Source organism: Pseudomonas sp. NPDC087639, from assembly GCF_044743385.1.
Lineage (GTDB): Bacteria > Pseudomonadota > Gammaproteobacteria > Pseudomonadales > Pseudomonadaceae > Aquipseudomonas.
Map to the genome: position 1 here is coordinate 1 of NZ_JBIUWI010000101.1, position 10,409 is coordinate 10,409.

The following is a 10,409-nucleotide window of genomic DNA, read 5'->3' on the forward strand; positions in this document are numbered from 1 at the left end:
GACGCAGCTCGCCGTAGTCCAGGTCAGCCATGTGCGTGCACACGCTGTTCAGGAAGTGACGGTCGTGAGAGATGATGATCATCAGGCTGTTACGCTGGGTCAGGATGTTTTCCAGCCAGCGAATGGTGTTGATGTCCAGGTGGTTGGTCGGTTCGTCGAGCAACAGCACTTCCGGATCGGAAAACAGCGCCTGAGCCAGCAACACACGCAGTTTCCAGCCTGGCGACACTTCGCTCATCGGGCCGAAATGCTGTTCGATGCCGATACCCAGGCCCAACAGCAGCTCACCGGCACGGGATTCGGCGGTGTAGCCGTCCATTTCAGCGAATTCGGTTTCCAGCTCGGCTACCGCCATGCCGTCTTCTTCGCTCATTTCCGGCAGCGAGTAGATGCGGTCGCGCTCGGCCTTGACCTTCCACAGCTCTTCGTGACCCATGATCACGGTGTCGATCACGGTGAATTCTTCGTAAGCGAACTGGTCCTGGCGCAACTTACCCAGGCGTACGTTCGGCTCAAGCATGACCTGGCCGCCGGACGGGTCGAGGTCGCCGCCGAGGATTTTCATGAAGGTCGACTTGCCGCAACCGTTGGCGCCGATCAGGCCGTAACGGTTGCCCGCACCAAATTTGACCGAAACGTTTTCGAAGAGCGGCTTGGCGCCGAACTGCATCGTGATGTTAGCTGTAGAGATCAAGAGTTATTCCTGCGAAGCATTCTGAGTAGCGAGGGTGCGGCTGGAGCGCTTGGCCCGAGTCAAAGTGCGCTGAAGCGGGGAAGTCCCGTCATCAACCAAGGGGGGCGCGTAAAGTTTGGCGGCGATTGTACTGGTCTGGCTCTTTAAACGATAGGGCGAAGACGCCACGAGTGTCGATTGGCGCAATCACGGGACAGTTTTTCACAGATGAAGGTTCACTATCGGTTACAAAGTGTGGCTAAAATGCCAGCCATTCACCCAGCGCCCTAGAGCGGCGCGGGCTCAAGGACGTGCCATTTTTACTCAGACCACTGCATCAGACGCTAGGCCACTGGCCGCCAGGCGCGCAGTTTGTTCACTTCTGACGTGTGACGATTTCCGTGAAACTCATCATTGCTGCTATTTATGTCATTTCCATTGCATACGTCCACTTGCGTGGCCGCGTGCGGCACAAGCTGGGCCGGCAGTTGAGTGACCACTCGACGTTTCTCGCGCCGATCAACTGCTTTTTGTACCTGTTCTCGAAAAAGCCGAACCAACCGTATCTCGATCCGTCCGAGTTTCCCGATCTGAGCCCGTTGCAGGCGCACTGGGAAGAAATTCGCGAAGAAGGACAGAACCTGCTCCGTGCCGGGGAGATCAAGCGTTCGAACCAGTACGACGATGTCGGCTTCAACTCGTTCTTCAAAAGCGGCTGGAAGCGTTTCTACCTCAAGTGGTACGGCGAAAGTCATCCGTCGGCGATGAAGTTGTGTCCGCGCACCACCGAGCTGGTGCAAAGCATCGGTTCGATCAAGGCTGCGATGTTCGCCGAACTGCCGCCGGGTTCCAAACTGGTACGCCATCGTGATCCGTACGCCGGCTCCTACCGCTATCACCTGGGTCTGGAAACGCCCAATGATGCCGGTTGCTACATCAATGTCGACGGGGAGAACTACCACTGGCGCGATGGCGAGGCGGTAATGTTCGATGAAACCTTCATTCATTACGCAGAAAACACCACCGACAAGAACCGGATCATCCTGTTCTGTGACATCGAACGTCCGATGAAGTATCGCTGGGCCGCAGCGTTCAATAGCTGGTTCAGCCGCACGGTGATGTCGGCAGCGGGTGCGCCGAACGATGCGGGTGACCGGACCGGTGGGATCAACCGGTTGTTTACCAAAATCTACAAGATCCGTTTGCGGGGTAAAGAGCTGAAAAAGCGTAATCGTGCACGGTATTACATGGAGAAGTGGGCGATTTTTGGTGGGTTGCTGGCAGTCTTCATCCTCATCTGAATAGGGTGTGAGTGAGCTGACGCCATCGCTGGCAAGCCAGCGATGACTGTCTCAAAAGCAACCTGTCAGTTGCCTGACAATCCGCCAGTTGTCATTCCCCGGAGGCTTTCTTGGTTCGCTTGGCCGGCGCAGCTTTGCTGGCTGCCTTGGTTTTCGGTTTAGCCGGCGCCTTGCCACCCAGGCTGCGTTTAAGCAACTCGGTCAGGTCGATCACATCGGCAGTCTTGCGCTCTTCCTCGCCGCCCACCGTTTCAACATCCTCGATCTTGCCTTCGTGGGCCTTTTTCTCCACCAGCGCCATGATCTTGTCTTCAAATTCGTCGTTGTAGTCTTCGGGCTTCCAGTCCCCGCTCATGTCCTCAACCAACCGTTTGGCCATGTCCAACTCACCTTTGGCCAGTTGTGGCTTGGTGACCTCGCTGCCAAGTTCCAGTTGATCAAGGCCGCGTACCTCTTGCGGCCAACGCAATTTGACCAGCACCAACGCCGACTCCAGAGGCATCAACGCCGCCAGATACTGGCGCGTATGCAAAACCACGCGGGCGAGGGCAACTTTGTTGGTCTTGCTCAGGGTTTCTCGCAGCAACGCGTAGACCTTACCGCCGCGCTTGTCCGGCGCCAGGTAGTAGGGCGTGTCGATGTTCTGTAGCGGAATCTGCTCGGCGTCGACAAAGGAAAAGATGTCGATGGTCTGGGTCGAAACCGGGTGCGCCGAGCGGATTTCCTCTTCGCTGAGCACCACATAACGGCCTTTTTCGTAGGCCACGCCTTTGACGATATTTTCCTTGGTGACTTCCTTGCCGGTCACCTTGTTCACGCGTTTGTACCCCACCGGGTCCATGCTGCGGCTGTCGAGCCAGTCGAAGTCCACGCCTTGGGACGACGTCGCTGAAACCAGCGCAACGGGGATATGCACGAGTCCGAAACTGATTGCGCCTTTCCAGATTGCCCGAGCCATGGTGAGTTCTCCGAGTGATGTTCAGGTGACCTGTGGCTCGCGGCGAAAGTTTCCAATGAATGCGGCGGTTTCGGATGACTTGGTCAAGCCGTGTTACATGTTGTTTAAGGCTGACGGGTTAACAAATCCGAACCCACGGCGTAGCGTGCACTCGAAGGCTCTATTCCACGCACACCGAGAGGCCATCCCATGAACCGATTTCTAATTGGCGTCGCCGTCCTGACATTCAGTGGTGGTCTGGTTCATGCGGACGTCGTGCTGGCGCAGAGTCCGGCCGGCAACAGCAACAATCCCTACAACAGCCCGATCCGCCGGGCCAACCCAAACAGCATGCAGGGCACCCAGCCCAGTGCCCCGCCAATCCGCGCGCCGAACACCGTTCCTGCACCACGTCAGCCCACAGTCGAAAACCGAGGTATTGGCAACGGCCAGCCGATTCGTTCGGTGCCAAATACGCCACCTACATTCATTCCCAATCCACCTTCGCGAAGCACCAACACTAATCGTTGAACGGCAGGGCCGAGTTTCTGCCAGCCTTTGAAACAGACAAAAGGAATCGTGCATGTTGCGTAAAACCCTTCTAGCCACCCTTTGCGCCGGCGCACTGATCAGCGCTCCGGTGTTCGCCGCGGCCCCCAAGGAGCTGCAAAGCGAGCAGGGCACCCTTGAAGTCACCACGATTGCCCAGGGACTCGAGAATCCATGGGCGCTGGCCTTCCTGCCGGATCGCCAAGGCATGCTGGTGACTGAACGACCGGGTAACCTGCGAGTGGTTGGCGCGGACGGCAATCTGTCGGCACCGATAAGCGGTGTGCCCAAGGTCTGGTCCAAGGGACAGGGCGGATTGCTGGATGTCGTCTTGTCACCGGACTTCAAACAGGATCGCCTGGTTTACCTGTCATACGCCGAGGGTGGCGGAGCGGGGGACAAGGCCGGGACGGCGGTGGGTCGCGGCTATTTGTCGGATGACCTGAAAACGCTGAAGGACTTCAAAGTCATTTTCCGTCAGGAGCCTAAGCTCTCCACCGGCAACCACTTCGGTTCGCGGTTGGTGTTTGATCGCGACGGCTATCTGTTCATCACCCTGGGCGAAAACAACGACCGGCCGACTGCTCAGGATCTCGACAAGCTGCAGGGCAAAATCGTACGGATTTATCCGGACGGCAAAGTCCCGGACGACAATCCGTTCGTGGGGCAATCCGGCGTGCGGCCGGAAATCTGGTCTTACGGCATTCGCAACCCGCAGGGTGCGGCGCTCAACCCGTGGACCGGCACAGTTTGGGAAAACGAACACGGGCCGCGTGGTGGCGATGAGGTAAATATCATCGAACGCGGGAAAAACTACGGGTGGCCGCAGGCGACTCACGGCATCAACTATTCGCTGCAGCCAATCCCGGAAGCCAAAGGCAAAAGTGTCGAAGGTGCGGTTGATCCGCACCATGTGTGGGAAAAGTCACCGGGCGTTTCGGGAATGGCGTTCTACGATGGCGATCGGTTCAAGCCGTGGCAACACAACGCGTTTATCGGCGCTTTGGTTTCTCAAGAGTTGATTCGATTGCAGTTCGATGGCGACAAGGTTGTGCATGAGGAACGCTTGCTCGGTGAGCTCAAGCAACGGATCAGGGATGTACGGCAAGGCCCTGACGGTTATCTCTATGTGCTGACTGACGAGTCCGATGGTTCGCTGTACAGGATCGGTCTGAAATAGCGCCGTGCCGGACAGGTGAGGGGAGGTGCCCCTCACCTTGGGTTCAGCGCGCATTGCGGCTGTACAAAATTACGGCAGCCCGTAACTTTCCCCGTCCAAACCGGCACATCTTCTCGAATTCCCCGTGACTGACCGGCACATGCTGGCAGTCCATGGGTTGTCGATGCTGGCTGTGATCGACATCCGGGTCGTGCAGGTAAACGAAATCCTCATCACAGTCAGTCACCACCACCCAGTGCGGTGACTTGGATCGGGTCAGGCGATAGCTGCTGATCAGCACTAGCGGCTGCCCACCTGCATCAAGCAAGCGCGGCAAATCGAGTGGTGCACCGATCACTCGCTCCACATCGGTGTCCTGCAACTGCGCAGTGAACTCCTCGTGAACCAGGCGCATGACGTCTTTTTTATGCTCATCGCGCACTCCGTCAAGAAACAACGGTCCGGCCAGGCTCAGCTCAAGACGTACCCGAAAACCGCGCTTCCATGCCGCGAGTGCCAACCCTTGCGGACTGCACCCGCCATGACCCGAAGTCATGAACACGGTCGTTGCCTCGCGCCAGATCTGCAACTCCTCGCGTCGCTCCAACAAACGCTCCGCGTGCAGTGCGCCCATGGCCATCAACAGACACGCCGGGCCACAGGTGAAGTCTGTGGTTTGCCCGTACCAGGGCACCTTGATGTTCCGCGAGTCCCGGTGCTGAAGAATGCGTTTTTCCAGGCGCAGCGCATCCGCATGGTCCTCGTAGTAATCGTGAATCAAGGCGAAACGCCGGTAGCCGTTGCGTTCGTACAGAGCAATGGCGGCGGGGTTGTCAGTACGCACCTCCAGGCGCAGGTACGCGCAATCATGGTCCAGCGCGCAGGCCTCGATCCGTTGCAGCAGTTGCTTGCCCAGACCGGTGCCACGAGCCTCGGTAGCAATTGCGATGGAATACAGCCGTGCCAGTGACGTCCCCCGATGAAACAGCACCAGCGCGTAACCCAGCAATTGCCCATCACGCTCGGCTACCAACAATTGCGCGTGGGCCCGGGTGATCATCCACTGAAAGCTGCGACTGGTGAGCCGATCCGTGGTGAAACATTGCATTTCCAATGCCAGCAGCGCCGGCAGATCTTCAACTACCGCCAAACGAAAAACAGCACTCATATGACCACCGTAAAAGTTGCGTAACGAAACGGGACTTTCGAAAAACTTCGTGCTTAATAGAAAAGGTCTTGTTCTCCAACGGATCAATCTCTATGTCAGCGGTACAGGGTCATTGGCGCGAAGTATCGGAGCAAAGTTTGCCGGCGGCAACTTATTTAAATTCAGCGGTTAGAGCATCCAGTCAAGTGTTGATCATTGTCGAGCGCAAGGAAGATTGGGCTTCATATTTCCCCAGCGACGACATCATCACAGCGCAGGAATACCTGGAGCAAACCCGTGAAAGCGAGTCGGGAAAACGTGTGCAGGTGATCAATCTGTGCCGCAGCTACAAGTACCTGGGCCACGGATATTACTGCTCACTGCTGGCGGAGGCACGGGGGCACAAGGTGATTCCGTCGGTGCGCACAATCAGCGAACTGACCAAGAAGTCGCTCTACGGCCTGGCGCTGGATGATCTCGATAAAACCCTGGAAAAAGCCCTTAGCCATCACCTTTACAGTGATACCGAAGGTTTTACCCTGACCCTTTATTTCGGCAAAACGCATATCGAGCCATTACAGGATCTGGCCCGTCAGTTGTTTGAAGTATTTCCCTGTCCGATATTGTTAGTTGAGTTCAAACGAACCAACGGTTGGCACATCGAAGGTATAAAGTCCGGCGCCTTGCACAAGTTGCGTGATGATCAGGAAGATCAGTTCGCCAATGCACTGGACGGCTTCAGCCGTAAAGTCTGGCGGGTGCCGCGCTCGCCACAAGTGGCCCGTTATGACCTGGCGATCCTGCACGATCCACAAGAGGCGTTGCCGCCGTCCAACCCTCGGGCGCTGGAGAATTTCATTCGGGTCGGCAAGACCATGGGCATCGACGTCGAACTGATCGAGCGCAAAGATTACGCGCGACTGGCCGAGTACGACGGCCTGTTGATCCGCGAAACCACCAGCGTCGACAACCACACCTACCGGTTCGCCAAGAAAGCCGAAAGCGAAGGACTGGTGGTGATGGATGACCCGACGTCGATCCTGCGCTGCACCAACAAGGTCTACCTCACCGATCTGCTCAACAGCCATCAACTGGGTATGCCCGCCACCGAGATTCTCTACAAGGAGCGACCCGAAGACTTCGAACGGGTGGGCGAGCGCCTGGGCTTTCCGTTGGTGCTGAAGATCCCCGACGGCTGTTTTTCCCGTGGTGTGATCAAGGTGGAAAGTCAGCAGGCGCTGCTCGAAGCCACGGCCGAACTGTTCGAACACTCGGTGCTGTTGCTGGCCCAGGAGTTTTTCTACACCGAGTACGACTGGCGCATTGGTGTCCTCAACCGCAAACCGATCTTTGCCTGCCAATACTTCATGTCCAAGGGACACTGGCAGATCTACAACCACAAGGCCAAGGGCCAGGACGTCAACGGCGAATGCCGGACACTGGCCGTCCACGAGGCGCCCCGCGCGGTGGTGGAGCTGGCGGTGAAGACGGCCAACCTGATTGGCGACGGCCTCTACGGCGTCGATCTCAAGCAGGCGGGCGACAAGGTCGTGGTGATCGAAGTCAACGACAACCCGAACCTCGACGCGGGCATCGAAGACGCCTATTTGCAGGACGATTTGTATTCACTGGTGCTGGAAGAGTTCGTCCGACGGCTGGAGCTCAAACGCCGCGGCCAGGCCTGGTGAAGCGCCGATGATCAGCAGTTTTGCTCTGAGCCATGGCGCTTTGCAGCGCGTCGAGCGGTTGGACGCCGAGGTGATGCTGTTCAGCAACCCTGACGCCGCCGAGCGCGACTTGCTGCACAGTCATTTCAAAGTCGATGAACACGCACTGGCCTCGGCACTGGACCCGGACGAGGTGTCGCGGATCGAGTTTCACCCGGATCACTTGTTCCTGATTTGGAAACGCCCGGAAAACTATTCCGGCGGTGGCAGCCTGGCATTCGAGGTGTCGTCCTGCGGCCTGCTGTTCGCTCCGGGGCAACTGCTGGTGATCGCCACCGACGACACGCCGTTGCACGGTCTCGGCACTCGCCAGCCGTTAAACACGCCGCTGGATGTTTTGCTCGACTTGTTGTTCAACAACATCCATCACTACCTCGGGCACTTGAAGGTGATCAAACTGGTCGCCCGCGAGTTGCAGCAGAAATTCAACGCCTCGATGCAGAACCAGCATCTGGTGCAGATGTTCAACCTCAGCGAAAGCCTGATCTATTACATCAACGCCCTGCACAGCAACGGCGCGGTACTGACGCGCCTGCGTAATCACGCCGAGAAACAGCACTTCAGCAGCGAAGCGCTGGGCCTGATCGACGACCTGATCATTGAAAACAACCAGTGCTACAAACAGGCCGAGATTTACTCCACGGTGTTCTCCGGTCTGATCGACGCGCGCGGCAACCTGATGAACAACAGCATGAACAACCTGCTGCGCAAACTGACGTTGATCAACGTGGTGTTTTTGCCGTTGAACCTGATTGCGAGCATTGGCGGTATGTCGGAGTTCAGCATGATGACGGCGGGGACGCCGTGGTGGATTTCCTATCCGGTGTTTCTGGCGGTGATGTTGCTGGGGGCGGGTGGGATGTTGTTTGGGCTGCGGCGCTTGGCTAGTTAACTACGCAATCCCTGTAGGAGCTGCCGCAGGCTGCGATCTTTTGATTTTGATTTTGGTTTTGAAGATCAAGATCAAAAGATCGCAGCCTGCGGCAGCTCCTACATGGGAGGTGCGTTTCAGACAGTCCCGCATTTGGCCGAACCGCCACCGTGATGCCTTGTTATAGTTCGGGCCTCATTTTCAGCCCGGTAAAGGATCACTGCCATGACTCAATACACCGCCTTCAGCGTCGAACTGGTCGATAACATCGCTCATGTGCAGATCAATCGCCCGGAAAAGATCAACTCGATGAATGCCGCGTTCTGGAGCGAGATCGTCGAGATTTTCCAGTGGATCGACGACACCGACGAAGTGCGCGTGGTGGTGCTCAGCGGCAACGGTAAACACTTTTCCTCCGGCATCGACCTGATGATGCTTGCTGGCGTCGCCAATGAACTGGGCAAGGACGTCGGCCGCAACGCGCGCCTGTTGCGCAAAAAAATCCTCACCCTGCAAGCTTCGTTCAATGCCGTCGACAACTGCCGCAAACCGGTAATCGCCGCCATTCAGGGTTACTGCCTGGGCGGCGCGATCGATCTGATTGCAGCCTGTGACATGCGCTACGCCGCCGAAGATGCACAATTCTCGATCAAGGAAATCGATATCGGCATGGCCGCCGATGTTGGCACTTTGCAACGGTTGCCACGGATCATCGGTGACGGCATGCTGCGTGAACTGGCTTACACCGGTCGCACCTTCGGCGCTGAAGAGGCGCGAAGCATCGGCCTGGTCAATCGCGTCTACAACGACAAGGACGCACTGCTCGAAGGCGTGCTGGATATCGCTCGCGACATCGCCTCCAAGTCGCCGATTGCGGTCACCGGCACCAAGGAAATGATCAGCTACATGCGCGACCATCGCATCGACGACGGTCTCGAATACGTTGCCACCTGGAACGCCGCCATGTTGCAATCCACCGACTTGCGCGTGGCCATGGCCGCCCATATGAGCAAACAGAAACCCGAATTTCTGGATTGAGAACCATGACATCTCGCTGGACCACTGCAGTACTGGACACTGATCAACCCGGCGGCTGGGCCGTGGCGCGCAGCCCCGAAGGCTTTCTGTTCGATGACAACGGCGCGCTGTTCCCGCGTGAATGGCTCAAGCGTCAGGACTTGTCGATTCTTGCCGAGCACGGCATCGGCCATCTCGATGGCGAACCCGTGTATCTGCTGGAGTTGCGCAGTGCCAGCGAAGTGCCGGGTTGCAACTGGAAGGGCCTGCGAGCGTTCATGCTCGACGGCGATCACACGATCTACAAAGTGCTCGGTTACGCCGCGCAGATCGGCACCTGGGCGCGTGAACACCGCTTCTGTGGCAATTGCGGTCAAGCCATGACGCAAGTGCCGCGAGAGCGGGCGATGTACTGTCAGCCGTGCAATCTGCGCAGTTATCCGCGTATTTCGCCGAGCATGATCGTGCTGATCACCCGTGGCGATGAGATCCTGTTGGCGCGCTCACCGCGCTTCGTCGCTGGGGTCTACAGCACGCTGGCAGGGTTCGCCGAGCCGGGCGAGTCGGCGGAGGATTGCCTGATTCGTGAGGTGCGTGAAGAAGTGCAGATCGAGGTGAAGAACATTCAGTACATGGGCAGCCAGTGCTGGCCGTTCCCGCATTCGATGATGCTGGGCTTTCATGCCGAATACGCCGGCGGCGAGATTGTCTGTCAGGAAGACGAGATCGAAGACGCCCAGTGGTTCAACGTGCACGATCTGCCGCCGTTGCCGGCGTCAAAATCGATTGCACGTTACTTGATCGACGTCTACGTGGCGCGGCGTTTAGGCCAGGCTGAACCAGTGCTGCCAGGCTAGGCGCACGGTCAAACCCAGCACCACGGTGATGAACACCGGGCGAATGAACTTGGCGCCGCCGCTGATCGCGGTGCGCGCGCCGAAGAACGCGCCAACCATCACCGACAGGCCCATGCTCAGGCCAATGATCCAGTCCACTTGCCCGGAAAACACGAACACCGACAGCGCCGC

At 57.7% G+C, this 10,409-nt stretch carries 11 protein-coding genes; 7 read left to right on the top strand and 4 right to left on the bottom strand.

The features are described 5' to 3' along the window. Window positions 1-694, bottom strand: a 694-nt coding sequence (locus tag ACIOVB_RS25695; RefSeq protein ID WP_401272065.1) for an ATP-binding cassette domain-containing protein, incomplete at its 3' end; no start/stop codon positions are given. Between the two features lie 380 nt (window positions 695-1,074). Here ACIOVB_RS25695 and lpxO point away from each other — a divergent pair. Then, complete coding sequence (gene lpxO, locus ACIOVB_RS25700) at window positions 1,075-1,974, top strand: lipid A hydroxylase LpxO (protein ID WP_401272066.1); 900 nt, start codon at window positions 1,075-1,077, stop codon at window positions 1,972-1,974. A gap of 91 nt (window positions 1,975-2,065) precedes the next feature. Here lpxO and ACIOVB_RS25705 read toward each other — a convergent pair whose 3' ends face one another. Then, window positions 2,066-2,932, bottom strand: coding sequence for a Ku protein (locus tag ACIOVB_RS25705; protein ID WP_401272067.1), 867 nt, complete (start codon window positions 2,930-2,932; stop codon window positions 2,066-2,068). A gap of 189 nt (window positions 2,933-3,121) precedes the next feature. Between ACIOVB_RS25705 and ACIOVB_RS25710 the strand changes: the two genes are divergently transcribed. Together ACIOVB_RS25710 and ACIOVB_RS25715 are read left to right on the top strand one after the other, a co-directional pair. Then, window positions 3,122-3,442, top strand: a complete 321-nt coding sequence (locus ACIOVB_RS25710) for a hypothetical protein (RefSeq protein ID WP_401272068.1) — start codon at window positions 3,122-3,124, stop codon at window positions 3,440-3,442. A gap of 52 nt (window positions 3,443-3,494) precedes the next feature. Next, on the top strand, window positions 3,495-4,640 hold the full coding sequence (locus tag ACIOVB_RS25715) for a PQQ-dependent sugar dehydrogenase (protein WP_401272069.1): 1,146 nt from the start codon (window positions 3,495-3,497) through the stop codon (window positions 4,638-4,640). A 43-nt stretch (window positions 4,641-4,683) separates the two neighbouring features. Here the strand turns inward: ACIOVB_RS25715 and rimI are convergent, their stop codons facing one another. Then, complete coding sequence (gene rimI / locus ACIOVB_RS25720; protein ID WP_401272070.1) at window positions 4,684-5,787, bottom strand: ribosomal protein S18-alanine N-acetyltransferase; 1,104 nt, start codon at window positions 5,785-5,787, stop codon at window positions 4,684-4,686. 92 nt (window positions 5,788-5,879) lie between these two features. Between rimI and ACIOVB_RS25725 the strand changes: the two genes are divergently transcribed. The 4 genes from ACIOVB_RS25725 to nudC all read left to right on the top strand — a co-directional run bounded on the left by ACIOVB_RS25725 (window position 5,880) and on the right by nudC (window position 10,238). After that, window positions 5,880-7,454 carry a RimK family protein gene (locus ACIOVB_RS25725; protein WP_401272071.1) on the top strand — a complete coding sequence of 525 codons (1,575 nt, stop codon included), beginning with the start codon at window positions 5,880-5,882 and terminating at the stop codon, window positions 7,452-7,454. Between the two features lie 7 nt (window positions 7,455-7,461). Further along, window positions 7,462-8,385: a magnesium transporter CorA family protein gene (locus ACIOVB_RS25730; RefSeq protein ID WP_187681218.1), complete on the top strand. Its 924-nt coding sequence runs from the start codon at window positions 7,462-7,464 to the stop codon at window positions 8,383-8,385. A 204-nt stretch (window positions 8,386-8,589) separates the two neighbouring features. Further along, the gene (locus ACIOVB_RS25735) at window positions 8,590-9,402 is read left to right on the top strand and encodes a crotonase/enoyl-CoA hydratase family protein (protein ID WP_401272072.1); all 813 of its coding nucleotides are present in this window, start codon (window positions 8,590-8,592) and stop codon (window positions 9,400-9,402) included. Window positions 9,403-9,407: 5 nt separating this feature from the next. Beyond that, window positions 9,408-10,238, top strand: a complete 831-nt coding sequence (gene nudC / locus ACIOVB_RS25740) for an NAD(+) diphosphatase (protein WP_401272073.1) — start codon at window positions 9,408-9,410, stop codon at window positions 10,236-10,238. Here the strand turns inward: nudC and ACIOVB_RS25745 are convergent. Beyond that, the coding region (locus ACIOVB_RS25745) for a TSUP family transporter (RefSeq protein ID WP_401272074.1) at window positions 10,206-10,409 on the bottom strand (204 nt) is incomplete at its 5' end. The two genes, nudC and ACIOVB_RS25745, sit on opposite strands and share 33 nt — an antisense overlap.

Excerpts from the sequence above, each read along its gene's own strand:
- ACIOVB_RS25705 (WP_401272067.1), bottom strand. The coding sequence starts at position 2,932 with ATGGCTCGGGCAATCTGGAAAGGCGCAATCAGTTTCGGACTCGTGCAT.
- ACIOVB_RS25710 (WP_401272068.1), top strand. The coding sequence starts at position 3,122 with ATGAACCGATTTCTAATTGGCGTCGCCGTCCTGACATTCAGTGGTGGT.
- ACIOVB_RS25715 (WP_401272069.1), top strand. The coding sequence starts at position 3,495 with ATGTTGCGTAAAACCCTTCTAGCCACCCTTTGCGCCGGCGCACTGATC.
- rimI (WP_401272070.1), bottom strand. The coding sequence starts at position 5,787 with ATGAGTGCTGTTTTTCGTTTGGCGGTAGTTGAAGATCTGCCGGCGCTG.
- ACIOVB_RS25725 (WP_401272071.1), top strand. The coding sequence starts at position 5,880 with ATGTCAGCGGTACAGGGTCATTGGCGCGAAGTATCGGAGCAAAGTTTG.
- ACIOVB_RS25730 (WP_187681218.1), top strand. The coding sequence starts at position 7,462 with ATGATCAGCAGTTTTGCTCTGAGCCATGGCGCTTTGCAGCGCGTCGAG.
- ACIOVB_RS25735 (WP_401272072.1), top strand. The coding sequence starts at position 8,590 with ATGACTCAATACACCGCCTTCAGCGTCGAACTGGTCGATAACATCGCT.
- nudC (WP_401272073.1), top strand. The coding sequence starts at position 9,408 with ATGACATCTCGCTGGACCACTGCAGTACTGGACACTGATCAACCCGGC.